This window comes from Bradyrhizobium arachidis (genome assembly GCF_015291705.1).
Classification (GTDB): domain Bacteria; phylum Pseudomonadota; class Alphaproteobacteria; order Rhizobiales; family Xanthobacteraceae; genus Bradyrhizobium; species Bradyrhizobium arachidis.
Genome location: NZ_CP030050.1, coordinates 1,921,779 through 1,947,849 on the forward strand (window position 1 = coordinate 1,921,779; position 26,071 = coordinate 1,947,849).

Annotated in this window: 19 protein-coding genes and 2 pseudogenes; 14 read left to right on the forward strand and 7 right to left on the reverse strand. The window is 57.7% G+C overall.

Annotated elements, in window-relative coordinates:
- Positions 1–2 precede the first annotated feature (2 nt).
- The gene (locus WN72_RS09210; RefSeq protein WP_244553883.1) at positions 3–3,224 is read right to left on the reverse strand and encodes a hypothetical protein; all 3,222 of its coding nucleotides are present in this window, start codon (positions 3,222–3,224) and stop codon (positions 3–5) included.
- Positions 3,225–3,972: 748 nt separating this feature from the next.
- Here WN72_RS09210 and WN72_RS09215 point away from each other — a divergent pair.
- The 4 genes from WN72_RS09215 to tnpC all read left to right on the forward strand — a co-directional run bounded on the left by WN72_RS09215 (position 3,973) and on the right by tnpC (position 7,820).
- A complete protein-coding gene (locus tag WN72_RS09215; protein ID WP_092218187.1) occupies positions 3,973–5,007 on the forward strand; it encodes a hypothetical protein in 1,035 nt (344 codons plus the stop codon).
- 430 nt (positions 5,008–5,437) lie between these two features.
- Complete coding sequence (gene tnpA, locus WN72_RS09220) at positions 5,438–5,866, forward strand: IS66-like element accessory protein TnpA (protein ID WP_092218188.1); 429 nt, start codon at positions 5,438–5,440, stop codon at positions 5,864–5,866.
- A complete protein-coding gene (tnpB, locus tag WN72_RS09225; RefSeq protein WP_092218189.1) occupies positions 5,863–6,219 on the forward strand; it encodes an IS66 family insertion sequence element accessory protein TnpB in 357 nt (118 codons plus the stop codon). The genes tnpA and tnpB overlap by 4 nt, the downstream gene beginning before the upstream one ends.
- Positions 6,220–6,341: 122 nt before the next feature.
- Positions 6,342–7,820, forward strand: coding sequence for an IS66 family transposase (tnpC, locus tag WN72_RS09230; RefSeq protein ID WP_092218240.1), 1,479 nt, complete (start codon positions 6,342–6,344; stop codon positions 7,818–7,820).
- Between the two features lie 202 nt (positions 7,821–8,022).
- Here the strand turns inward: tnpC and WN72_RS09235 are convergent, their stop codons facing one another.
- Entirely contained in the window at positions 8,023–9,660 is a 1,638-nt protein-coding gene (locus WN72_RS09235; RefSeq protein WP_092218241.1) for a S53 family peptidase, read from the reverse strand.
- Between the two features lie 408 nt (positions 9,661–10,068).
- Here WN72_RS09235 and WN72_RS09240 point away from each other — a divergent pair, with 408 nt between their 5' ends.
- Positions 10,069–10,314, forward strand: a complete 246-nt coding sequence (locus tag WN72_RS09240; RefSeq protein WP_143130744.1) for a hypothetical protein — start codon at positions 10,069–10,071, stop codon at positions 10,312–10,314.
- A gap of 37 nt (positions 10,315–10,351) precedes the next feature.
- On the opposite strand, the gene WN72_RS09245 is transcribed toward WN72_RS09240, so the two are convergent.
- From WN72_RS09245 to WN72_RS09255, 3 genes are all read right to left on the reverse strand, one after another.
- Positions 10,352–10,984: a hypothetical protein gene (locus tag WN72_RS09245; protein WP_092218190.1), complete on the reverse strand. Its 633-nt coding sequence runs from the start codon at positions 10,982–10,984 to the stop codon at positions 10,352–10,354.
- Between the two features lie 1,229 nt (positions 10,985–12,213).
- Entirely contained in the window at positions 12,214–12,534 is a 321-nt protein-coding gene (locus WN72_RS09250) for a hypothetical protein (RefSeq protein ID WP_092218192.1), read from the reverse strand.
- 17 nt (positions 12,535–12,551) lie between these two features.
- Positions 12,552–13,772 carry a hypothetical protein gene (locus tag WN72_RS09255; RefSeq protein WP_143130745.1) on the reverse strand — a complete coding sequence of 407 codons (1,221 nt, stop codon included), beginning with the start codon at positions 13,770–13,772 and terminating at the stop codon, positions 12,552–12,554.
- A gap of 1,339 nt (positions 13,773–15,111) precedes the next feature.
- Here WN72_RS09255 and WN72_RS09260 point away from each other — a divergent pair.
- From WN72_RS09260 to WN72_RS47755, 5 genes and pseudogenes are all read left to right on the forward strand, one after another.
- Positions 15,112–15,417, forward strand: a complete 306-nt coding sequence (locus tag WN72_RS09260; protein WP_027564842.1) for a hypothetical protein — start codon at positions 15,112–15,114, stop codon at positions 15,415–15,417.
- Positions 15,418–16,346: 929 nt separating this feature from the next.
- A complete protein-coding gene (locus tag WN72_RS09265; protein WP_143130746.1) occupies positions 16,347–17,060 on the forward strand; it encodes a hypothetical protein in 714 nt (237 codons plus the stop codon).
- 1,532 nt (positions 17,061–18,592) lie between these two features.
- Complete coding sequence (locus WN72_RS09270; protein ID WP_092218195.1) at positions 18,593–19,381, forward strand: hypothetical protein; 789 nt, start codon at positions 18,593–18,595, stop codon at positions 19,379–19,381.
- 131 nt (positions 19,382–19,512) lie between these two features.
- Entirely contained in the window at positions 19,513–20,448 is a 936-nt protein-coding gene (locus WN72_RS09275) for a hypothetical protein (protein WP_143130747.1), read from the forward strand.
- Positions 20,449–21,332: 884 nt separating this feature from the next.
- Positions 21,333–21,726 (forward strand): annotated as a pseudogene (locus WN72_RS47755) (IS1 family transposase); the annotation flags it as partial.
- 283 nt (positions 21,727–22,009) lie between these two features.
- Here the strand turns inward: WN72_RS47755 and WN72_RS09285 are convergent.
- Positions 22,010–22,234 (reverse strand): hypothetical protein, encoded by a 225-nt coding sequence (locus WN72_RS09285; RefSeq protein ID WP_027564838.1) that lies wholly within the window; start codon positions 22,232–22,234, stop codon positions 22,010–22,012.
- A gap of 230 nt (positions 22,235–22,464) precedes the next feature.
- Between WN72_RS09285 and WN72_RS46715 the strand changes: the two genes are divergently transcribed.
- The 4 genes and pseudogenes from WN72_RS46715 to WN72_RS09295 all read left to right on the forward strand — a co-directional run bounded on the left by WN72_RS46715 (position 22,465) and on the right by WN72_RS09295 (position 25,325).
- Complete coding sequence (locus tag WN72_RS46715) at positions 22,465–22,683, forward strand: hypothetical protein (RefSeq protein ID WP_244553889.1); 219 nt, start codon at positions 22,465–22,467, stop codon at positions 22,681–22,683.
- Between the two features lie 29 nt (positions 22,684–22,712).
- Entirely contained in the window at positions 22,713–23,078 is a 366-nt protein-coding gene (locus tag WN72_RS46720) for a Fic/DOC family N-terminal domain-containing protein (protein WP_244553887.1), read from the forward strand.
- Positions 23,060–23,650: pseudogene (locus tag WN72_RS46725) on the forward strand (Fic family protein); the annotation flags it as partial. The gene WN72_RS46720 and the pseudogene WN72_RS46725, both read left to right, overlap by 19 nt.
- Before the next feature lie 997 nt (positions 23,651–24,647).
- Positions 24,648–25,325, forward strand: a complete 678-nt coding sequence (locus WN72_RS09295) for a hypothetical protein (protein ID WP_143130748.1) — start codon at positions 24,648–24,650, stop codon at positions 25,323–25,325.
- 103 nt (positions 25,326–25,428) lie between these two features.
- Here WN72_RS09295 and WN72_RS09300 read toward each other — a convergent pair whose 3' ends face one another.
- A complete protein-coding gene (locus WN72_RS09300; RefSeq protein ID WP_092218200.1) occupies positions 25,429–25,968 on the reverse strand; it encodes a hypothetical protein in 540 nt (179 codons plus the stop codon).
- Positions 25,969–26,071 lie beyond the last annotated feature (103 nt).

Here is a 26,071-nt window from a genome sequence, read left to right on the forward strand (position 1 = left end):
CTTCATTCCTCACCGTAGAATTGGCTTTGCAAGGTCTTGAGTTTCGTCGGATGCAACGCCTCCTCGATACAGCCGAGGAACATCTCACTGCGTGCATTGACCCGCGCGTGATCGGCTGGATGCGTCATATCCGTTTGCAACGCGCGCACCGTTGTCCAGTCGTTCGCACGATCGTTGAGCAATTCGAACAGCGTTCGGCGGTTGTTCGGCGGAGATAACCGGCCGTCCTTATACCGGTGCAGTCGGAAGTGAGCGAAGGTAACCTTAGCCGAGATCTTCGCATCAAATAGCGCGTCGGGTAGCGTTAGCAGATCAAGTCCTTGTAGCTCGCGTAGCTGCACCATCTGATCCTGCGCTTCCTGATACTGCTCACGGCCGACCAATTGATACATTCCTCTCGGGCGAAACAGCCAGCCGTCGTCCGTTCCGGGCTGGTTGCCAAAATCGTTGTCATCGTAAGCGAGCACGAAATTGGCCAGTTCCTTGGGATGATTCAGCAAAGAGTTCACGTCGACCGCTGGCTTGTTTGCGGCCAGGAGCCTTGAGTTGTTCTTGTCAATGCGATCGCGCCATTTCTGCGGAAGTTGAGAAACCGCGCTGTAAGAAAAGTTCTCGCTGCTGCGAGTAAAATCGGCGCTGTCGTATGAGACGGATCCTAGAATATAGGCAAGGATACGGGGATCCGTTTCCTCGACACGATCCCATTCCTGCAACAAGGCTTTGACCTGCTCGGCCTGATAATAGGCCATATAGCTCTTGCGATATGGCGGAACGGGTGGAGGGGCCGGCGAATGATCTTTGCGCGATTGACTCAGCTGGTGCTCGTAGGCGGCGACTTTTTCCTGGTATTCCTCATAACCGCGCTGTTGCAACCAATTGCTCTCATAACACGCAAGTAATGGCTGCGGCTTGATCTTTGGAGTTGGTTGATATTCCTTCGCTAGCTCGTCGGCGTAGGCAGCCCGTGCAAGTTTGGCATCCTTCAGCGTTTCAAATGCGGCCGCGACCGATCCATTCAGAAGATGGAACAACTTCACCTGCAGGCAATCTGCATTGCTCTGCCTTTCGCGGGACTGATCGAAGTCGTCCTTCGGCACGCAGTCCCAAAAGCGACCGCTGCTCAATGAGATGATATCTTCGGTCTTCTGGGACAGTGTCCAGCCGAGTGGAAGGCTATAAAACAAACCTGTTATGTCTGTCCGGCCGAATGTTGGAAAGCGCTGAACACTGGACGTCATTTCGGCGTCCGGCCGACGGTCGATGCTGGTTGCATGATTGAGGGCCACATAGGTACGGGAGGTCCGCGTGCTTAGAAGCGCGCGCACCGGCTCCATGAGCTCTCCGAACATGAATGAACCATGATCGCCGAACTGCCCGCTGACCAGGGACAGCAGGTAAATCCTGAATTTCGGCGCATCGGAGGTGCCCTTGATGGCGTTAAGCTTCTCAATCAGGTCGAGCGCGGTCTCAATCCCAGAGTTCTCCACATATCCGCCGTCCACCAGGCGCGCCTGCGGGTGCGAGGTTATGCAGTCATTTTTGACTGAGACGGTCGCCGCTGGCGTCACCCACGGAAAACGTGCGCTCGTGAAAGCGGCCGTGCTGAGCGGAATATGCAGCGAATGGCTCTTGACCGTTTGGTCCGCCCCAGTGCCCGCACGTTCAAGCGCGGCAAGAACACACAGGTCCGTGTCTTTGGGCTGCAGCGGATCGAAATCAAAGGGAGAGATGACGGCTCGTTTGCCGCTGCCGGCATCTGTCGTGTTGAACAACAGGGCCGGCATGTTGTTATCGGGCGTCCAATGGGACTGGAAGTCAGCCCTTAGCAGATTGGATTGATTGCCGCCGCCCTTGTTGCTGCGGAGGACTCTGTCAGCGGCGTTCTCCAACGTGTATTCGAGGAAGCGCGCGCGATCGAAGGCCGGGATCGCGAGCGGTGAAAACATCTGAGTGAAGTCAGTAAACAGAAAGCCGGCAACCAAAGGCGACAGAAAATCTGTTGTCAGGACGCTTGCTACGCGCTGCTCAACCGGCCCAGGAGCGTCAATATCTTGGACCCGTCCAACCCCTGCCAGGAAATCCGCGATTTTGGGGCATGTTTTTGCGTCGACGGCATTCGGATCAAGGGACGCATTTTCGGCGTGGAGCGCAGCGGCGAAGATTGCCGAACCGACGCTGCCCCCGGACACACCGCTTATCGCAAACAGATGTTGGCGAAATGCCGGACAGAGATCCTGCATCCGCGCAAGAAACCGCGCCGCATTATTGGCGGCATAGATTCCGCCGCCTTGAGCCGCCACAATGAAGACGGGATATTCGCCGAGCCTCTTGGCTTCCTCTACCCGCGGTTTTTGTAAAAGCCACTCGCGGAATCCGGCGGCTGCGGACATGCGCGCCTTTTCCGGGGAGCTGTTTGCTTCAGAGACGTTACGCAGTTCGTGGTCGTCACCTCCCAACAAGGAGGCAAGCAGAAACAACCCGCCAAACACAACAGGAATAAACGGAAACGCAAATCTGATCGTCAAGAGAGCGAAATGGACCGTAAGACCAAGGACGCAAATCGCAAAGAGAGCGATCACGCCGAACGCTCCGACAAATTGTGCGAGCCTATCAGGCACCATAAGGAATGCTGCTGTCAACAGCACGATGCCGCCGATCGAGAGCGCGAGAAACCTGTAACGGATGAAGTAAGCGTTATTAGCGCGGCTCGCTAGATCAATCGAACGATCTCTTGATCCCATTCGCCAAGTAAATGCCACGAAACAGACGAGCATGATTAGCATGGTAACCGCAAGGATGAACAGCACGTTCCTCTCAAACGCGAGCGCCTGGTCTTGAATGCGGAAGATACTTCCGACTTCCTCGACCTCGCCAACCTTTCGCGCCGGCCGCGAGGCGAATTGACCTGCTGTGGCGGCGATGATCGGCAGTGCTCCAAGCAGCACGGGAGCAAGTCTTATATAGAAAGCCAGGCGCGCGGAAGGCTGGGGGATTTGCGGTAGGGATGCAGTCGTGAGCTGAAACGCGCTTGCCCAAATCGCTATCGCAATCACGCCCAAGGCAGCGAACTCCTTGAACGTCACCCAACCAAGGTCGTCGGCGGCTATCCGGTAGAGCTCCTGAATTTGATCCGGCAGGTAAAGCAACACCGAGATAGCTACCGACAGAACAATTATCCATCGAAGGTTGCGCAACAAAGTAAACAGCTGCTCGCGCACAGTCATCGCGTCCTCTCCTCACATATTAATGGAGGTCGCTGGCAAGCCAGAGTGGGCTCGGGTACCAAGCATTCGCGCCAGCTCACATTGAAAGCATTGAGCCCCAAGCATAGGGGCGACTCGAAACAGATTGAATTACGGTCACGCTCGTAGGTAGCGCGCTTAATATTGTGCACTTCCGTACAGGAGTGGTCCGGGAATGTCGATATCTTCTACGCGGCGACGGAAGAGTTTTCCTCCGAATGGCCGCGACTTCCGCGTCGTCGCGCAAATCGGTTGCCGACGTATGACTCCCCTTGATGTGGCTGGCAAAGCCTGATCGCAAACGCTTGGTACGGTCGCCTATCGGAAGAATACGCACTGGCTAGGCAGACGGTGCGAGATGGCCCGCGACAAGCTGCGACCGGATGTCTTCGGGAGCGACATCTTGCGGCTTTAAAGCAATGTCCCGCGCTTTTGTTCAGCGTAACTTGGGTTGGAAACGCAAAAAAACGGCGCCGCCGCTGCTCTAGTCTGTGCGGCTAAGAAGCTTGAGAGCCTGGTGTGTTGCGCGCCCCGCCGAGGGCGTGGCTGACAACAGTCCAGAAACGCGCATACTCGTATCTCGTTTATTCCTGCGCGTGGCTGCCGTAAGGTGGTCGGCGATTTAAACACTGCATCATGCCATTTCCGCCGGCCGCGATCCGGCGGGAATGGCATTCGTTGCTTGTTGTGTATTCGTACTTTGTTTCAACAAGTTGCTTTGAGAATAATCATGCTGCAAAGGCGGTCTAAGCACCCCGACATTCGCACGAAGATCTTAAGCCAAGCATGGGGTGAAAGGCGATGGCAGCCGCCGTTGGCCTGCATCGCAACGGTCTTTCTTGCGGGCTGTTCGCTCCATCCTGTCCAACAGGATGTTACCGGGGTGCGCACGTCTGAGCTTGTGCAATACATTCGTTGCGAAAGCCGGCTGGCAATCCAGGACAAGGCGATTGCACTCTTCCGGAAGGAGGATCTGGCGAACCCTTTGATTGATGAGCTCAGCGCTCTCCGCGGAAGACAGTGGCCGTCGAACCTCAGGACTCGTCTAAACGGGATCGAGCAGGTCATTTACGATCGATACATCCGGACTGGCATAGCTTATGATTTTTCCTTCGACATTACTGAGGACAACGGCGCTTCCGGCGTCCTCGATCCCGTCAAGTTGTTCACCAATGGGGCCGCAGGACTCGGCCTGTCGGCAAGCGGCGATTTCAGGCGCGAGAATCTCAGGCATTTCGTTGTGAGTGAGACAGCCGAAGATCTCTTGGAGAATGGCCAGCTGGAGTGTGGGCCGAGCTACGACTACAAATCATCCAACTACACTTACCCGATCGCAGGAAAGATCGGCATCGACGAACTGGTTTCGACCTTCTTTGAGGTCAATGAAATCAAGAATTTGTCGCCTGACAAAACGAGCGCGACGATTTTTGCAGATACATTGACATTCACCACGACCATTACAGGATCAGCCTCTCCGCACGTTATAGTAGCACCGTCGGGAAACCGGTGGGGATTGGCGAGCGCAGCAAGCCTCGGCATCTCCGGATCGAGAGTGGATAAGCACGCGCTGATCATCGGTCTGTCGCTCGACACGACGAAACGAACGGCTTCGCGGCAGGCAGCTGCGGCTGCGATCGTGGCTCCTGGGTTGGCGGCTCGGTCCGCCCTTCAAAGATCCAATGTACGATCAGCGAATGAGCAGAGTGCGCTGGATGCTGTTACTCAAGCGCGTCTTGACGCTTATTTGGACCGGGCCTTTCGCTAAACCAAGAGCTCTGGCTGTGCGCGACGGCGGCATCGGATGCAGTCGGCGCTTTGACCGGCACTAAGCGATCGAGTTTGTATCCACTGCGGTTTTGCTGCCTTCATTGCGCCGTGGGCCCGCGCACTCTTGTGAGAAGTTGCAGCGTCATGAAATTGGGAAGCTGCCGTTCTAACCGTTGAACTACGCCCGCACGAGGCGGCTGTTTTGGTCTCTTAGGCACCCTACCGACTAGGTGCGACGTCGGTTCTCGGAGGCCTTCAATGGAAAAAGGACAAGCAAAGAACTGAAGTATGACTATGAGTACCGCGAGAACAGAGACGATAAAACCTGCGAGCTTGGTGCCCTTTTCGTAAGCGCTGTTGCGGGGCCACCTTCCGGATGACGGGGCGATCTGCGAGTCTGCGGTTCGGTTTCGACCGTTAGGCTTAGAATGGACACAGTGCATACTGCTATCACGGAGCCAGTGCGGCGGCTTGAGGTCTTCACCGGAGCTGGTCGTCGGCGGAAGTGGAGCGACGAGGACAAGGCGCGGATCGTCGCGGAGATCGTGGCGAGTGGCGACTCGGTGTGTTCCGTGGCTCGACGGCATGGATTGTCACCGCAGCAGCTGTTTGGCTGGCGGCGTCAGTTGCGAGAAGCTGCAGGCGGTCATTCCGAGGCGGACGAAGTACAGTTTGTGCCGGCGGTGGTGGACGCCGCGGTGCCGACGTCGACTGCTTACCGGGAGCGCAAAGCGGTTCGCAAGCCAGATAGTGGGATCATCGAGATTGAAGTCGAGGGCATCACGATCCGAGCCGGTCGTGGAGCGGACACGGCGATGATTGCGTCGATCATCCAGGCGCTAAAGGCGAGCCGGTGATCGGTCCGTCAGGCGCGGTCCGGGTGATGGTGGCGACCAAACCGGTAGACTTTCGCAAGGGCATGGAAGGTCTTGCGACCCTGGTGCGCGAGAGCATGGGTGCAGATCCATTCTCGGGTGCTGTCTATGTGTTCCGAGCCAAGCGGGCTGACCGGATCAAGCTGGTGTTCTGGGATGGAACGGGTCTGTGCCTGTTCGCCAAGCGTCTCGAGGATGGGATCTTCCGCTGGCCAAAGATCGAGGACGGCGTGATGCGTCTGTCGGTGGCGCAATTGTCCGCGCTACTGGAAGGGCTCGACTGGCGACTCGTGCATGAGGCGCGGCAGACGCCGGCGCCAACGCAAGCCGGATAGTTGTTGGCAGCGCTGCGGCGAAGTGAATCAGGGGCATCGAGCGCGTCGCCAGATGGCGGCGAATATGCTCTGAATTGCGTGTGAGCGACGCCCTGCCTAACGATCCCGAGACACTGAAAGCGATGCTGCTTGCCGAGCGGTGCGAAAGCGAACGGCTGCGTCAGATCATCAAGGAATTGCAGCGGCATCGCTTTGGCCGTCGGGCAGAGACGCTGCCCGAAGATCAGATGCTGCTGGGCCTTGAAGACGTCGAGCAGGTCGCCGCGTACAGCGAGACGGCGCATGACGTCAGCGCGCCTGAAGGCCGTGAGGCGCGGGCTCGCAAGCGCCGCGGCAACCGTGGCGCCTTGCCGGCGCACCTGCCGCGGATTGAGGTCGTCGTCGATATCGACAATAAGACCTGCCCCTGTTGCCAGGGGGAGTTGCACCGGATCGGCGAGGATAGAAGCGAGCGGCTGGACCTGGTCCCGGCGCAGTTCCGGATCCTCGTGACCCGGCGTCCCAAATACGCGTGCCGGGCTTGCGAGGACGGTGTCATGCAAGCGCCGGCCCCGGCCCGGCTGGTCGAGGGCGGTCTGCCGACCGAGGCCACCGTCGCGCAGGTCCTGGTCTCCAAATATGCCGATCACCTGCCACTCTACCGGCAGGCGCAGATTTACGCCCGCCAAGGTATTGAGCTCGATCGTTCGACGCTGGCGGACTGGGTGGGACAGGCTGCCTTCCACCTGCGTCCGTTGCATGAGCGCCTCCTTGGCAAGCTCAGGCAACGACTAAAGCTGTTCGCCGACGAGACGACGATGCCGGTTCTCGATCCTGGCCGCGGGCGCACCAAGACCGGTCAACTCTGGGCCTATGCGGCGGACGACCGGCCATGGGACGGTGCCGATCCGCCGGGCGTCGCCTATGTCTATGCCCCCGACCGCAAGGCCGACCGACCGATCGCTCATCTGGCAGGCTTCAAGGGGATCCTGCAAGTCGACGGCTATGCCGGCTACAGCAAGCTCGCTGAACGTGGCGGTGTTCAGCTCGCATTCTGCTGGTCGCATATGCGGCGCAACTTCTACGAACTTGCTGCTCCTGGCCCTGCGCCCATTGCGAGCGAGGCGCTTCAGCATATCGCCGAGTTCTATGCCATCGAGAAGGACATCCGCGGCCGCAGCGCCGAGGAGCGCCGTCTCGTTCGACAACAGAAAAGCTGGCCGCTGGCGGAGGCCTTCAAGCGGTGGCTCTGCGCAAAGCTCGCGTTGATCAGCCAAAAGGGCAAACTGGCCGAGGCCATCCGCTATGCGCTCTCGCGCTGGGAGGGCCTGACGCGCTTCATCGATGATGGTCGTATCGAGCTTGACAACAATGCCGTCGAGCGTTCGATCCGTCCGATCACGCTCAACCGGAAAAATGCTCTGTTCGCGGGCTCCGACGGCGGTGCCGAGCACTGGGCCATCATCGCATCCCTGATCGAAACCTGTAAGCTGAACGACGTCAATCCGCTTGTCTATCTGACCGATGCCCTCACCAGGATCGTCAACGGCCATCCGAATAGCGACATCGATCAGCTGCTTCCGTGGGCCTATTGCCGTCACGACATTAAAGCCGTGGCCTGAGAACGACGCTTACCCCTTTTCTGCCAAGCTAGGCGGATTATCGAGCCCGCCTATGGTGCCGCGAAACCGCGCGGTACAGAATTTTTTTGCTGCCGCTTTAGAGTCGGGCTAGGAAACGATGCAGGGCTGGTCGCTTGAAGCCAGCTCTGCATCGGTCTCGGAATTGGCAGGTGTGAGCCGGAGCGGCTCCCTCGTGTAGCTTCTACGCTGCGACGGATGCCTGCATTGGTGCTTGCGTCAACGCAGCGATCAATTGCTTGACGTCCGGCGCCCCCAAACCGGTGACGCGGTCATAGCCGACCCCGTCCCTGAATTCGCCATTGCTGCCGGCTGTAATGTCCCGGAAGCAACCAGTGCCGTTGAGTGGGTAAAGCAGCGGATTCAAATAAGGAAGGGCGGGTAGTCCGGCTTTTTGGCGTGACTCATTGATGAGAGCGCAAAAACCCGCCCAAACCGGCGCAGCCCAGCTTGTTCCACCAATTCCGGTGGGCTGTCCGTGCAGGACCAGAAACGCTCCTTCATTCGGATCGGCGGCCGCACTGACATCAGGTACCGACCTTTTACTTCCGGTCGGTACGCCTTTGCCTGTTTGCCAGATTGGGCGGGTGAAGAAGATGCTGTCACCGCCCCCGCTGCCCGGCCAGCCATCCTCTTGAGCAACGGACCCGTCCCCTGGTGCGAGCCTCAAGCTGGTCCCGCCGACCGCAACGACTGCCGTATCCGAGGCTGCATATTCCGCCTGAAGCGGGCCGTTTGGGGTTTGCCCGTCGCTGTTCGGATTGGAGCCGGCGTCGCCGCTCGACACGAAGACATTTACACCCAATGCAGCGAGTCTGAGGAATTTCTGATGCTGGGTGGCCACTTCGCCGTTTGGGCCTCCCATGAAAGTTTCACCCAGTCCAAGGCTTATTGACAACTGTCTAAGGCTCGGATCGTTCGATGCGTCCGCAATGATCCGATCGAGGGCCCGATCGAGCGCCACAAACTGAAGTGAACCGGTCGCGTAGATTTTAATCTTCGCTCCAGGCGCGATTCCGCTGGTCCACGAGACATCCAGCGTCTCCTCTCCCTCGGGGGCGGGCAGATGGCCAGCGCCCACCTTGATCTTGCCGATCCTTGTCAGGTCGACGGCGATCCCGTTTGCTTTCCAAAACTCAGTGATGTCGTGATCATTTGGGAAAGTGTCTATCAATATCGCAATCGTCTGGCCAGCGCCGGTGACACCCAACGCGTTCGCATTGTACGCATGGAGAATCTCGGCAACAAGATATGGTGGAGAATTGGCGATATTTGGCGAGGGGAGCCCGTGCCGATCCAGAGTGACGCGATTGCCGTGCACAAGCTTGCGCGCCATGTGCTTGTGAGCGTGACGGAATGGTTGCAGGCCGATGATAGCATGGACGGGTGCGCCGACGGATATGGGGAGGCTCGGCGCATTCTGAGCGGCGGTGTAGGTTATTCCTTGGTTCGTAACCTTCACCATTTGGACGCCCAGGCTTTGTTCGATCTGACCGACAGTGGCCTTGGCGTATATTCCGGTGTCGCCCGGGCTCTCGCCGACGACGGTGAAACCTTGTTCGGTCAACCAAGATTTGAGCGCGTCAACGTCGGCCTTTTTGGGTCGGTACTTCTGACTCAATTGCTCGGCAGATAGTACCTCGCCCTCAGCAACACGCTTTTCCAGATCGTCCTTGTCAGGCATCTCGAGTGAAAAGAGCAATTCCATCGTCTCATTGCGGGTGTCGCTCCTTGCGTGAGCCACCATTAGACCACTCTTGGTCACTCCGGGCTGGGTGGGCAATTCGGTGACGCTATCTGTAAAGACCTTGCGATCGCTCATGGACATTCTCCCTCAATCACTTGGTGGAATGATCGTCCGCGGCTGGGTTCAAGAGCCGTGCGCTACAACTGGTAGTTTCGCATCTTTATCGTTTTGAGGTGCGGGCCTTTGTGGCTTGGTTCACATTCGCGAAAAATCTCGCGAACGCCAGACGCAAGAGGCTGTTGGGTGCCGTCAGCGACGGGTGAGATTCAATGACCCATTTTCGTTACTGGAGTCAAATGACCTCGCCCAAACTTGATTGCTCCGGGAGCAAGGATCTCGGCATGATACTGCCCACGGCAGATAATAATGTTTGCCAAAAGCGCATGAGCGCGTTTGAGTTGCACAAACAGCTTTCGACTTTGTAGCGGTGCGGCGAGAAGAAGTGCCTTCCCACGATCTTGCAATCTGGCAGTTGGACAAAAGATGGCCGAAGTCACATCCTTGCCAGTCTCTGCGGCGATCGTTGCTGAAATTCATCCCGCAAACGTCGCGCTAAAAAGATCGATCGCCTCATTGATGCCCCCCCGGCGCGAACTTAAGGCCGAGCATCGTCTTCTTTATGACTCTATCAGTTATGGCCGGTCGAAATTGATCCGGATGCAAATCACCATCGTACGCCTCGTGTATGGTTCTTGCCTCTTGCCGCTTCTTCGATTTCTGCGACTGTAACAAACGGCATCATCGGCTTCCTAATGGCCTTGTAGAATCAGCGAAGCGTGTTCTGCAACCTAGTGAGTTGAGTATTGATTGAGCTTGTTAGAAGCTGCTGTAAGAAATCATGTGCGTAAGGATTGTAGCGGTTACGCGCTCTCGCTACACGCATCGGCTTTCCGACGTTGGGACCAAGTGCAAAGGCGAGAGTGATTTTGTCCGTGTTCACCTGAGAAAAATCTGCTAGTGCAGAGATGTTGTTGAATCTCACAAGCGTCCACGTCGGTCCTGTCGCGGTAATCTTCTTTGTGACCACGAATTGGATTGAGCCGCCGAAAACTCCCGCGTCTGTCAGCTTGCGACTTTCGTCCAAATCTGCGGTGCTGTTGGCCATTGCGACCATGTCGATAATGCCAAGCGTTCCGGCGAGGGGGGTGTCCGCAACAAGCGGGCATTCATGAGGATCGACGCCGTTCTTCCACTCCTGGAAAATCTTCCGAGTCGAAAGCTGAATGTTTTCGGTGAAATTGTGCTCGCGCGATTCGCTCAAATTGGCGCTGCCAGCAACGGTCAGCGTAGTGGCAGCAGCAGCTAGCGGGGTTGCATAAGAAAGGCTAGGTGTAAGGCCGCCGGTGTCATTTACATCGAGTGATAACGACACCTCTACATCGTAGTCACCATCCAGCAAGAAATTTCGACTGAACGTCACGGGATCAGTAGGTCGATCATCCCGAACCATATCCCGAATCTCGCATTGAACTCGAGCTACGATCGACGCAACCGTTGGCTGGCCTGCCTTGTCATAAGGAACGTCGTAACGGGGAACGGCACAGCCGGAGCACGCGCCAAGTAAAATGAGGATTAGAGGAAATCGGTGCGCGTAATGCAATCGCTTGCCCCCCAACAATTAGTTGCAAGTGCGTTTATCGCACTAACCCTAAGCGCACTCACCCGGTCTCCAGTGGCACACCGCGCCCAAGGCTCTCGCCCGCTCGCAGCAGTCTTTCTTTGTGAGATGAGGAATATGAAAGTCTGCCTCGCCCGGAGGCTTGATCGTGCAGCAACCGAGCGCTCCCATGCGCTCTGGTACTGCCGCGCGTACCTGCGCTGTGGTTGCAGCCTTCTTCTTCGCTGCGGTTTTTCGTGTGGCGACCTTTTTTTTGCGAGCCGCTTTAAATATACGCCTTTTGGCAGCTGCTTTCTTTCCGCGAGAACCGCTCTTTGACGGCCTTTTCATCAAAGCACCCCCTAAAAAATGAGCCCGGCAATGTAAAGTTGTTAAAGCATCAACAGATAGCAATCACGCCAAAATTGCAATAGCGAAGAATAGTGTGCTGGCGTTAGGAGGTGCGGGCAAATAGCCCTAGAACGCGATGCCCTAGTGCTCCGTCTTGCCGCTTTGTTTCACCTGCTGTTCGCTGCTCTTGGCTAACCCCATGTGGAGCACGGGTGGTTCGCGGGGCGAACGATTGGTTCGATCAAGAATGAGCATAATTGTTTTCCGCAATATATGGCAGGGATGATCATCTACGTGAGAAGCGAGCTGCGCTGCAGAAGTTCGAACTCATTTGGGAGGGTTGCTCAGCTGACAAGCCTGTGGCCTTTGAGCTGACGATGCTCGGAGCAGTCTGGCGTCCGCTCCAGGACAGGGCGCATGCACCGTTCTCGCCCTTGCTTATCGCCCAGCGGGCCGGGTAATGGACGAGGTCATTAGACGCCACTTGGCTCGGCAGCGATATCAGGCTTGAATTGGATGTCTGGCATATCCGCACGGTACCGGTCTGAGTTCGTGTGGCCGCTCCGACCAATATCTCGGGCGAGCCACGTGCTGCAGCATACATCAATATCGTCCTGCGGCGCGTGACCTCCATCGTTTATCCCCGGTCGGACCCCGGCAACGGGCGCGATGCGCTACATTCAATCGGGGCATCCTTGATTGATCCAGTCGACGATCTCGAGGACTTGAGGGTCGGGTATGAAGGGACCGCCCTTGGGCATCCGAAGCGCGGGGCTGCTGATACCCGTTCGCAGATCCACGACCAGATTCGTACTCGCTCCATCGTGCCCGATCAGCTCAGGTTGGATTAGGCGCTTTCCGTGCCCAATCGCTGCGAGGAGGTTTGCCTTCGTATCCCATTTGAAACTGGCACCGTGGCGACTGAGATCGGCTTCCCCGTTGGCTTGCTGCCACGTCGCCATACCTTGATCGAGAATTTCCTTCACTCGCCCAAAACCCATTTTCCCTTCCCTCGCGGCTACTTTGAATCGATGACGAACTTTGAGAATATGTGACTGACGTTCAGTTTCTTCGCCTTCAGGACGACGTTGCCGTTCAGATCCTTTACGACGCGGGTATCGTGACAACTGAAACAGTTCACGAAACTGTTCTGAGTGAAGGACTCCATGGCCATGCTGGAGAGGCCGTCTTCACCGGCGACGATCGCCGCAGGATCGTCCGTGGTCATGCCTGCCGGATTTTCAATCTTCATGCCGGGCGCGAAGCGCTCGGGCTTGTCCATCCAGATTGCACCGACGAGTCGGTAATTGCGGCGCGGATCGTTCGGCGCATTCTGCGCGAAAAGCGACGTCATGGACTTGTTGAGATCCACGATATCTTCGTCCTCATCCATCCCGGCGCCAACGGATTTCGATCCAGGAAACATACGATAAATCGACGTTTGTAGCGGCTTGCCGCCGCTGAGAAAAGTCCGGTGCCTCTCGTCGAACGACGATGCCATTATGGCGTCCGTCAAGAACTGATTTGCCGCCGAAGCGAGAGTGCCACCCTTGTATAAAACGAAGTCTTGCGCCTTGACCGGGCCATCCACGCCACCGGGCAGTCCATTATCGGGAGATGGTTGGGAAGCGGCGGCTGGTGCGAGGTCGCGCGTCCCGTTCGCGTCGACGTGCTCGAACGTCGCCCAAACGAATTCCGGATGGCCCTCTGGTATAAAGACCACGTGAAGGGCGAGCAGCGCGACGGTCTCGCTCCGCAGCGGGGCAGATTCGTCGACTTCTAGGAGCTCTCCCTTGCGCTTCAACGTTGGGACACTCGCCTCGACCGTGATGTAGTTCTCGGGAACGTTTCCCTTTGGGACGACCCGCCAAGCCGATTTCAGCTCAACCGCTCCTTTCGGGAGTTCGAGGTTTGGGTCGGCGTTCTCGACGGCGGCCTTGGTGGTCAACTGCTTCGACCGGACAAAGTCAGCGAAGGTCTGGTTCATATGGATCGCGTAGAAAATCGGTTGGCCGCTTTGATCGATTAGAAGCCCGGCGAAACCCGCCTGGCGCACGCCCGCGTTTATCGACGTTGCGCTGTTCGGTCCCGGAAGCCGCGGCGTGTCGGTCGTAGGATCGTTCGATCCTTTTAGCGCGCGCGGTGCCAAGGCCAGCAAGTTCAGCCTTTTAGCCGCGATCGGCGACAACGTTGGTGCGACGGCAGGCCCGAAGACGTCGCCGATGGTCGGATAAGACAAGAAGGTCGGACTTCCGTTCGTGGGCTGGGCTGCGAACAAAAAGTTCTGCCAGGCTGGCTTGTAGAAGACGCAGTCAGGCTCCGGATGGGGGGGCGGCCGATCAAACGTCGGAGTTGGGGTTTTCGGTAACCACTGAGGATCGGCGACGCATTCTGCGTATCCCGCACGAGGCAGCAAGACACCCACGATCACCAGGACGCTGATCCGAAGATAGAAAAACAGAGACGGACTATGAGCCACGGAATTCCCTCCGCGAGGTTGAAACAAAAAATCGGAATATCGAAGTCAGGTCCAGAGGGAGACGTCGGAATTAGAGGCAGTCGCTATCGGACCGAGCGTCGACGCCGTCGAGTGGGCGCGATTAAACAACAGAAGAAGTGACACGATGCTGGTAACGATCAGGAATATTGACCATAGGATGGTTACGTGGTTGTGCCGCAATTTTCAATTGCAATTTTGTCGGGGCGGAAGTGTTTCGTTCTTTGATCGTCGCGTCTCTCTTGCTGTCCAGCAATTCAACTCGCAGCGATGCAGCGTGGCCTGAAGGACTACGCTTAGAGCAATACGACAGGCTTTTTGACATTTGTCGGCATGAGAAACCGAACGTTGAAATCTGCTGTCAATTGGATGTCAGCTGACACGTAACAGCGGTGGCGACGGCCACAACCCCAGCGGACCTAAGCGATGACTCGGAAGGAAGTGGTCAGCTGATGGCGACTTAAGGCACTCGGAATGGCTTGAGCCACAGGTGCGCGACGTGTCCTCTCCGTGATCGAGACGTCCAAGCGGCTGAATAGTGCGCGGAGTGTTGGGCTCTTCCTGTTTTGCGTCGCTGACGAGCTGCACAGAAGTGATGCGTTGACGCATGCTTGGATGGACGACCGCGGCCGTGGCATGCGCCTCGCGTAGAGGCCATCCTTCGCTGTGATTGCGAGAGATTGGTCACTTAGCGCCACCGGTTGTCTCTTTGCTGAAGAGGCCGTTGAACCTCATCTCGCCGCAACTAGCTCAGGCGGACGACCGACCTTGTCGAGTTGTAAGCTAAGATCAGCATCGATCCGTATGAACGGCCGGCGCCGCGTGAGCGCGAGCCGCGTTATCGCTCTCACCCGGACCCAGGGCGACGGACCTCGAATCAGGGGATAACGCAACCTAGAAGAGAGTTCATAAAAGACGGGTTTGGACACGCCCAGGCAGTTGGGCACATCTAACGTAAATAAAAGGGCTTGCCGCTTTTTCCCGGTCTGCTGTAGAATCTTCTTCATGTGAGGATTCGAGGGAATAGGCTCGTTCAGTTCCGGATTTCGCAAATTCATTTGAACTTCTGTGGGGACACGCGATGGCTAAGCCTGCCGTTTCCCGTGACGCCTTTCGAGGCTTGTTCGCCTTTTATGCGGCCAAGGCCCACCATGATCACAACGGTATCGCCGAGGGCCGGCTCCTCAAGCTATTCGGATCGAGCGAACACATCCCCGACGGGCTGTTGGAGTTGTGGTCATCTCGGACCGAGCTGATTGGCTCGGACGCTATTGGCAACATAATGTCACCACTCGCTCACCAGATCTTGGACGGCGCCGCACAATACAACCACGCCAGCGACTTCCTTCGTCGACTGTTGCGAGAGTTAGACCAAGACGACCATTAACCGCGATCGCGAGTGGCTGACGCTGACCTGTGGGAGGCTACTCTCACGGTGTTAGCCCATCGCCTGGATATTCGACGCTGCACCTCGAAACACGGCGACGAGCCGATCGCCGTCCCAAAGCTCAACGTCGTGCTCGCTATAGATTTGTTCGGCTCGACGCCCGCCGCCTGCTCGTCGATGCAGTCGAGCTTTGCAGCGCAAATCACGTGCCTGTTGCTGTCCACCACGAACACTTTGTACCGCATAATGGAAGTCCCATCCTCTAGGGGGGGCCGGCATCGTAGTCGATAGGTTCGTTTAAGGCAGTGCTAAAGCAAGCGCTGGCGCGAGGAACGTTTGTACGCATGGCAATTCGGCTAGACCGGCGTCCGGGCTCTTCGATCCCGACGGCGCCTGCGGTAATACAGGCCCGGTGCAGTGCGCCACAGGGTGCAATCTGAACGCGTGCCGAAGCGAGCGGCTCGAGCTTAAGATAGCATTCCCAGCATCATCAAAAATACGCCCAGCCAAGTTGCCGTCCGGCTCGGCGCCTCGTTGCGGGCTCTGTAATGAGCATAAGCACGTCGATCGGCCTAGTCGGAGCTTCGGACCCAGTCAGCGTATCCTTGGCCTGCGCGGCCGCTAGAAGTGGCGCAACATCGAATTGATCTTGGCTCGACACGGAGAACGTGGGCGGGCGGCATGTGCTCGGCGATGAGGCTCGCCGACATCAGAGCGGTGCTCGTACCGAGATCGCGGTCCGAATACAGCGCCGTGCCAGCCGCACAAGGCCGCAAACGGTCGTGGAGACGAGCTGCTGCCGGTCGCCAGAGATCTCATTTTTGGTTTCTTGCGCGACCTGTCGCTGACTTATTCGTGCTGCGGGGCACGGCTGTTAAGAGTTGGTTTAGTTCCCGGCATGATCATTGGGGACCACAAGGGACCCGAGCATGCAATTTCGCCATGCGAATACCTTGGAAAGGATTGAGGCGGTCGCCGATCGCGGACATGGCGAGGTCGCGTGGCCCGTCACGCTCGACCAACTGGATTTCTCGACCTCCAATCGTGATGAGATCCAGGCGCTGTTAGCGCCAAGCGGCCATTCAAAATCCGCTATTTGGGTCGTCGCGGTCGCATTGGTTGGAGGCTTTGGATTTGGTTGGGCTGGTGCTTGGTATGCCCCAGCAGCTGTCTCAGCTGTCTATCGAATTGCTCAGATAGAAACGGCTTCGCGCCGCATGCCGGACACAAAACTGAGCGGTAAGGTCGAAAGCGCCCGAAAGCTAGCATCAGAATCAAGCTGGCGAACACCGCCTCGTCTAAGTCAGCCCGCCACAGTCACCGCGAACCTTGCTCCGAAGTCTCTGACTAAAGCGTCGAGTGGGGCTCAATTGGGGGATGCTGTCGAGCCGGACATGTCTGTGACGGGGGCGGTCCGGCCTACGACGCCGCTTGTGTCGGTCCCCGAGACACCGCCGACGACTGTGGTCGGCTGGGCAGTCCTCGACGTTCGCGGCGGAACGGCGGTGCTTGAAGGACCCGATGGGATTCGAATGGCTGCACGGGGCGACGTGATCCCCGGCATCGGGCGGGTCGACTCGATCGTGCGATGGGGCAATCGTTGGATAGTTGCGACAGCAAGCGGCTTAATCTCGACGCGATAGGTATGCACGCTTGCGACGAAAAGGTATGCCATACATTTTGGCCGTCCACTCACCAGGTTGGAAACCAAACAAAAAGGCGTGGGCGAGCCGACAAGGTCAGTTCAACTGCAGCTTGCCCGAGCTGAGCGGGTAGGACCGGACCTTCGCGGAGGCTGGTGGGCCGCTCCAGTTGGCCCCATCGGCTCCGCAGAAGACGGAGGCGATCGGGCCTGTCGCAGGGCTATGATTGCAAGACGCCTGTCTGGGCAGAGGTTAGCCCGTTTGTTTTCCTGCTGAAAGGGAGAGGATGTGGAGCGCACGTTCTGCCTGCTCCTTCGTCAAATTGGCTGCCCACTCGCTTCCAATCAGCGCAGGCCCCTTGCGCTCTCGATCGTAAACCATCCAGCCTAGACTTCCCATCCGAACCACAAATCTGCTTAGCGACGGCGCATTTCCAATCACAAATGGCTCCCAATTCCCTGCTGTGCCGGCAAATAGGTCGTGTCGCCTCTCGAAGGCATTCGTATGCGAATCCAGTCCAGGAATGACCCCCGACGCTCAGGAGAGCGGCGTAATGCAATTACGGTAACATAACAGCCAATTCGCTGAATGGTTGTGAGCTAGTTCACAGGAAGGCCGCGGTCCGCCGCGCCGCGACTAAGTTTAAGGGTGCGACTTCCGGACCACCTATCGTCCTCCCCGAGCATCTGGACACGTTGGGCGGCACTGTACACGCAAAGCGAAGGTAACAGCGTTGACGGAATAAGAGGAATCCAGGGCGCCCCGGGTGGTGCAGGAGGCGCGGGTGGCACGGAAGAACGCTAGAATTAATCAATGTTGGAAAGAACCCGTTGCCCATGAGCGCGTATTCCTTCTCCGCTCCCGCAGGCGCTAACGGGGCCGTCGGAGACGGAGGGCTGGGTTAGCAAGGTGGGGACGGAGGACATGGGAGCTTGAGCTGTGGAGGAGGACACGGGGAAGCCACTGGTCCTCAAGGCCCCAAAGGGCCGATCGGACCGGTAACTACTTTGCCGGCGGCTACGGGGGTGTTGATCGTTCAAAACCTTGATCTTGCCCAGGTGATTGACGCTGCGAGAAAGCACCGAGCCATCATGAAGATTCAGAATCAGCCGCATTTGGAATGAAATTGGAGCTGCTCATTTCTGAATACGGGCTCCAGCCCTCAGCGGGGACTAAATTCCCCGCTCATTTATTTACGTTCGTTCGTGACGCTCGTTCATCTGCGAGAGGTTTGGCGACGAACGCGACAACGCGTGTCGCGGCGAAGTCAGATGCGTTGAGTAACCTTCCTGAGATCGCACAAGCAGTGCAAATCATTGCACCTATCGACGCTTCATGAAGTGCGAGACTTTCCCGACTGTGGAGGAGCCATTCGGGTGGATTACGGGCTCGGGTCCCATGATCGCCGGTCCGCTCACTCACCCGCGTTTATCATCTTAACCTGTGATCCAGTTCACTCTACGGCATCAGGAAAGCGGTAGGATGTGGTGAGAGCGCCAGGCTGACTGGGGCGCGGCTTAGGGAGGACAATCATGAAAGTGATTCGTGCAGCTCAGGCTGGACAGGGCGGCCAGGTCACCATTGCCTGTATCAATAAGGCAACCGTCGATCTGGGTGTACCTTTTGAAAAGCTGACGCGAGCGCTTCAGAAGTGCTATGACACCTACTTTCTCCCAGTGTGGGGCTACCCCGTTAAGCTATACAATACCGACGCTGCGAAGCCCTCTGATTGGCAATTCGTTTATTTCAACGATGCCGACGCGGCTGGTGCGCTCGGCTATCACGACCTCACAAAAGGCGGACAGCCCGTTTCCAAAGTGTTCGTCAGAACCACGTTGGCGGACCACCAATTGGTCAGCGTCACTGCGTCGCACGAACTGTTTGAAATGGTGATCGACCCGCTCGCAAACCTTTGGGCGGAAGCGGCAGACGGCACCGAGTACGCTTATGAAATGAGCGACCCAGTCGAGGAAGATACTTTTCTGGTCGACGGCATTCCGATGTCGAACTTCGTACATCCGGCCTGGTTTGAGCCGTTCAAGCACCCGCCCGGCACCAAATTTGACCATCTTGGGCTGCTCCGAAAGCCATTCAGCATGACAAGAGGCGGCTATGTGATCACGAAGAAGAAGGGAGTTGTAAGCGAGCAATTTGGTTCGCTCGCTAAGAGCGCCCGTTTTGCACGTGAAGATCGCGTCGGCCATCGCAGCGAACACCGGAAGCGAGAGGATGGTCTGCGCATTCCCGACAATCGCCGGAAGCGGCCAGTCGCTGCACACGGGACAAGCGCTTTGGAGTCGGCACTGCACGCCAGATCCTGATTAGGGAAAGGCGCCATTTCCGAACTCATTCGTTTGATAATAACCATCCTGGGGACGCCGACGAGTAGTTTCTGACTCTCTTTACGCCTAAGTCCCAACTGAACAGATCAGGGATCCAAGGGAGGGGTAGCATGGCCGACGAAACCACGCTCTATCGCCTGTTCAGCCAACTTCCTGAACTCGAGAAGCAGGAACTCATGCGTGCCGCGGGTGTGTCCGATACGCGGCCATCGGTCCTTAAGAAGGATGGGTATGGAAGCGTTCCGGAAGGTGAAGCATGGGTGCAAAACAATCGTAGCAATCTCGCTCCCTTGATCCTCAGATGGATAGACCCGTCCGATGATGACGTCGCTGCTCTGGTGAATCAAGGAGACTTGAAAGCCGGCCATGCCGTATCCGAAGGAGTTGCCACAGCGTTCAACGTACGGTTTTCTTCGCCGTCGCCCCCTGATGATAATGGGATACCTCTTGGCGAACTCGCTGCCGATGCAGTTGCTTTGAGCCAATTGATGATTGTCCTCATGGCTGCTAATCGGCCATTTGGGGTGTCAACAGCGATGCCTCATGCCCAGGTCAGTGCGGGATCCGTTTCGTTCGCACTTGCTGGACCGGGTCTGTTGGGTTTTGGATTAATGGTTGTGGCGGCCTGCGGTGCAGGCATCATTTCCGCGCCGGTTCTTCTCCCCGTCTATGCGGGTGGCGGCATACTTGCGGCCGCGGGCGCGATTGAGACTGTTCTGAACTGGCGTCGCACCGTGGCCGAAACCAAGAAGGTCGGCCAGGAAACCCAAAAGATAGAAAAGGAGCGCAGTCTTCTCGACCTGGAAAGCTTAAAGAGGGAGCTTGAAATTCAAAAGCTAAGATTTGAAGTCAGGGCAGCCGAACCACCGGCGTCTTCCCTTGTGCCGCTAGATCAGGTGAAGCACGCCGCGCATGAGGCAAACGTTCCGTTGGGCTATGCGCTTCATATACTGAACCGAACCCTACCCACGTTTTTCGTCTTGCAGGGCAGGATGCCTGAGCGAGCAATAACCATTGAAGGACCTCTCGGGCCGCCACGACATTGACGGAAGCAGCACTGCTGCAGCGCCAATCTCGTGCACTCGTCTAGCCGCTTTCGTCGAAAGTATGTCAGCGCCGGTGCCGCGCGGCATCGAAGAACCCCATTCGATGATCTTCGCTCATCCACAGTTTGCGTGGCGGCGGCGCTATATTTCGCAATCATTTCGGCCAGAGCGTGCTTCCCGTTCGGAGGTATCCTGGATGACGAGCACGTCGGGCGCATTGATCTAAGAGCTGCGCAATGCGGCGGTAAACACACCTTGCATTTTTGAGGGCCGCGGGTCTCGCGGATTCCCCAGTCGAACGGCGCTGAGTGGCCTTCGAACACGATGAAGCAAAAGCCGCGAGTGCTTACGTAAATGGAAGGGACGAGGGAGCGTGGATCAGGCTGGATCATGCGCTCGCTTGAATGCGGCGCCGTTCGACCCGCGCCAATAGTCGCTCGGTCGCCGCCACTGACGGGTGGCGGTGGCGTCGAGAAGCCGTTGCTCGACGTCATTCCACCCGCATCCGGACCGTATAGCCGGTAGGCATCGGTTTTCTGGATTTCGACGATGCGGCCGCATCGACTGCAGGAGACCCGCAGCACGTGCTGGTCGATCTCCGAAAGCCTCCATAGCTGGATAGGGAGACCGGTCTGTCAGCGTCGGCGCCGGCGTCCTTGAGGACGGCATCCTAATATTCGGCCGGCATCGGGTCCGCCGCGCCTGTCTGGCGTGCGTTGGGTGTGTCCCTGCCGCCGGCGCCGACCATCTTTCCGTCTGCTTTGAGGTCGGCGTGCGCCAGCTCGCGGGTCTTTCGGAAGCCGTCTCTCGGGTCGTGCCTGAGTTTGAAATTTGGCCGACTTGACTAGGCCGCCGATGCGGCTGGGGCCGTGGTATCCTACAGCGACCCGCAACCGCAGAAGCGTTACAGCCCCGCAAAGCTGATCGGCATCGATAAGGACCTGATCCTTGGTTCGCCTGACGTCGCGCACATTTCGACGTCCTACGTGGAGCGCCAGAATCTCACCATGCGCATGTCGATGCGCCGCTTTACTCGGCTCACCAATGCCTTCTCAAAGGAAAGTGGAGAACCGCTATCACACACTCTCGCTCTATTTCGTCTGGTACAACTTCATCAAGCAGCATAAGACGCTTCGGATGACGCCCGCGATAGCCGCCGGCCTTGTCTCCTCTCCGCTGAAAATGAACGACATCGTGATGCTAATCGATCAGCGCGAAGACCCGCCGAAGAAGCGCGGGCCTTATAAGAAGCGAGCTGCGGTCGAGGCCGCCAACTGACGGGCGCTCTTATCCAAGGAGAAGAGCCCTAAAACTATAGGCTCCGCCAGCTACTCCGGCGAACAACAGAAATGGCTTTAAATTTCCGATCGCCTTGAGGGTGTCCGGGACGAAGACGCCAATTAGCAGGATCAAGGAGCTTGCGAACGTACCGGCGTTGAAACAGCGATCAAAGATCGCTTTATTCGCGTCGGTAGTTTGAGGTTTTCTGAGAAGATCTAAGAGGTAAGCGAAAATTACATACAGAATGAGAACGGCGCCTATAAAGACAAAGACGCTATCCTCATCTCTTGGAACGACCCACGAGAAAGTTTGCCACGACAAAACCGGTAGCCCCGCCAACTACGCCGCTGATGACACCGAGACCGAATGATAGCCTCGATTCGCTAATGAAGCCTATGATTGCACCAACCAAGACAATAGCGAGCACGGCGAAGCCAAAAAAGGCCTTGAAGCCTTCATTGAAGCTCACGCGGGGGGTCGCGATTTCATGGAAGAAGTGGGACATGATGTCACCGGCCTAAGCGGCATACTCTCTCTGGTTGTCTACTGGAGATAATCTTGAATCGTATGTCAACAATAGGTTTATTCTTGAGTTCCTTACGGTATTTGGACACCGCCAAGCGATAATAATCCAAACTAAGGCAAGACCGTCTCTCGATTGGAAAATAGAACGCAAGGTCGAGTGGACACCGCCACTTCTGAAAATAAGCGTTCCCGCGATCAGTTTGGGTTCCCATGAAGCGCGGCGATCTCAGCCATACGATCCGAGAGACCCTGAAGCGGCTGCCGCCGCCCTACGATTCCCATTACGGGATCGTGCCTCCGGCTCCACCAGAAGACGGCGTGTTCGCTCCCGGAGCGACGAAGGCCCTCGAAGCCGCTCAGGCGGCCTTCGGCAAGGTCGACGCCATCGCGGCCCAAATGAAGGACCCCTACATCGTAGCCGGGTCCTGACCAGACGCGAGGCGGTCAGTTCCTCGTCGATCGAAGGCACTCAGACCACTCTCGACGAATTGCTTTCCGTCGAGGAGACCGGCGACAATGGTGCCCGGGACGAAACGCGCCAAGTCCGCAACTACGCTGTCGCCTTGGACCGATTCATCCCGAGAGCCGCCAAGGAAGGCTACGGCGTATTCACGATGGACCTGATCAGGGATCTCCATCGGGCCGTGATGAAGGACGATCCGGATTACAGGACGTTCCCGGCGACCTTCAAGCGCGGGTCGTGTGGGTCGGCGGGAGTAAAGACATCGCATATTGAAGTTGGAATCCTCCGTCTCCTGCCGATGTTCCTGACTGCCTCGCGCAAACGGTCGACTACCTCCGGAATGAGGGGCTGCAGCAGATGACGCAAGGGTTCATTACGCGCATGGCGATTGCTCACGCTCATTTTGAGGCGGTGCACCCCTTCCGGGACGGCAACGGTCGTGTCGGTCGCCTTCTGCTTCCGCTCATGATGGCTGCGGAGAAGCATGTGCCCCTGTACCTTTCACCTTACATCGAAAGCAAAAAGGGCACGTACTACGCCTCGCTCAAGGATGCACAACAACGGCTCGAATGGGAGCCCGTCGTCACCTTCATGGCCGACGCCGTGACCGGTACCGTCGAAGAGCTCATCCGGACGCGCACAGCGCTGTCGGAACTATCCGAGCGATGGAGGGGCCGCCGAAAATTCCGAAGGGGATCTGCGGCCATGAGAGCGCTCGACAAACTTCACAATTATCCGGTGGTGACGGCAAAGCGGCTTGGCGACCTACTCGATGTCACCCCCGCACAGATTAATCAGGGCATTGCGCAGTTGGAGGAAGCCGGCATTCTGCACGAGCGGACCGGATACGCACGCAACCGAGTTTACTCCGCTCCTGAAGTGCTCGCAGTGATCAATCGTCCCTTCGGTGAAGAGCCTGTTCTTCCAGAATAGGATGATTCGACGGCCCCCACGGACCGTGACCGACACCACATGCGATGAGCTGACTGCTGCACCGCCGATTCCGCGCAAGGTTCTACACAGAATAGGTCAACCGCGCCCGGGCCGCTACGAGAAGCGAGTGAACGCGGTGAGGTACGCTCTTTCGAAACCGTGCCGTTCGAGAATAGTGCTTCGAATCCTTTCCTGCGCTCGCCGGGGGCGCTCGGCCGGCAGATCCTTTGTGCGCTCGTCGATCATGCCGACGACTGCGTCCGTGAAATCGAGCGCTGGCGGAGATCCGGACGCGTAGGAGCGGTGTTTGAGAACATCGTAGAACGAGCCGATCGCCTTGAACCAGCCGATGGTGTCGGCGGCGAGCCGCAGGAGGCCACGCGTCGAACCTTCTTTTCGATGCGGTCGTCAGATCGAGCGGCGATCCTGGTCGAAGCCGCTCGGACTTTTCAGCAAGTTGCGAGTACGCCGATGCTCTCCTAGGTCGGAGCTACGGATGCTCTTCCGCGTTCGTCGACGTCGCTTCGCTACGTTGTCGCTAGCGGCCGCCGCAGAAGGTCGCCTTCGCGACCCGGACGTTAGTGGGTGACTGACCAATTTCAAGAGGGGACAGTTCCGCGCCCATCAAAAAATCCATCCAGTGAGAAGGATTGACCGCCGTCTGGCCCGGCCCAATGTCTTCTGGACGCGACGCCCAATTCGATAGAGGAGGTGAACATGTTCACTGAGGTTAAGGCCGACTGTTGAACACGGCCGGGCCGAGGGAGCGTGTCCCTCGGCTCGATAGCCCATGCGATTGTTTTGGGGCGGCGCTCGGTCGTGCCGCTCCGCCGAGTATTCCCGGTTCGACGCAACCTTGGACTTAGAGATGACTTCATCCGCTCTCCACTTGGCCGAAGCTTCGCGGGTATTTGAGCAGCCGGCTCCGAGGCACAGCCGTTGGCGAGCGACCGCCGCCGTTGCCCTTTTAGGCCTGCTGGCGGTCACTGCGATCCCCGTGAGCGAAGGTTTCTTCGCCGGCGGTCGCGCTGCCGTTGAGCAAAAGCTTTCGAGCGTTGGCGCCCGGGTCGAAGATTTCGTACCGGAAGAGCGAGGCAAGCTCTCCAAGCCCATGATCGGCGGCTTGCTGGCGGGCGCCGCTTCGACCGTCGGCAAGCGGGTTGCCGGCGTCTTCGTGGACGCTTCTTGGCCGGTCGCGCAGGCTTGGTTCGATCGAAAGACCCACAAGACAGATCAGATGATCTGGGCCGGCCCGCTGCACATAGTCGACGGAAAGCCCGATGGCCGTGACGACTCGGTGACGACATTGAAGTTCGATGGCGACGGCAACCTGGCTCTCGCGTACCGCCTCGCCCGGTTCTTCACGACGATGGGCCTCGACGTCGGCAAGTTCAGGATGTCCGCGACGGCCACGATGACGGATGCCGACTGCTCTTGTACCTATCGCTCGTACGGGCCGGAGATCGAAGTCTGGACCACGGGTGTCGTCGAGCAGACGTGGCTCTCCGAGAAAAACAAGCGAACCTACTTTGTCGCCGCCGCAATGGACCCGAGCGGACAACTGGCATCGGGTCAGGTCACGGCGAGCTTCGGAGGAGTTACGATGACGCGCCCCGCCGTCTTCGGGTCGTCCCTTGACAAACTGAATGCGGACAAGCGGCTTGACAACTATTGATATGACCCTGCGTTTACCGAGGGAACGTGTCTAGTTAGGCTGCCTCCTTACCCGATCAATGACGGGGGTTCGTCTTTACGTACGCCACCCCGCGGATATTTGGTCACTCCTCAGGCGCCGGACCGCTTTGGAGGGCCCATTCGTGGCTGGTCTTCTGCTTCATTCGCGCGAGTAGCTTCTCGATCCTCTCGAGATATAGGGTCTCGACGGCGCTCACGAGGTCCGGCCACTCCTTGGCGCCTCCGATATCGTATCCGAGCGACAGTCCAAATTTGAGTTCAAAACGATTGTCCTCGAACCAGACCTCCAGCGCATTGGAAACCGTATCGTGTTCGTCGTTGTGCGCGAAACGCTTGTTTCTCAAACCGACTACCCGATCGTGAATGCTGCGCAGTTGTTCCGGGATGCTGTCGCGCGAAGAGCCGCTGCCGCCTTGTTGCAAGCGTACGTAGGTGACTACGACTACTGTCGTAAGCATCTCAAGCTCGAGGAAAGCCTCCATTTTCAATTCGAATTTGTAGGCAGATAGCCGCTTCTGCACATGCTTCAAAGCCACCACGGCGGCAAACGAGTTCAAGACCCTGATAAGCTGTGACAGCTCGTGGTCGACGGACTTGAGGATGACGCGCCCATCATCCGCCATCGCCTGGACATGATCTCTCCATTCCTCGGGGAGGTATCACATCGCCTCTTCGGGCAGAAGGTAGTACTCTCCCGCATCTTCTTGATGAGAGATCAGATCGCCC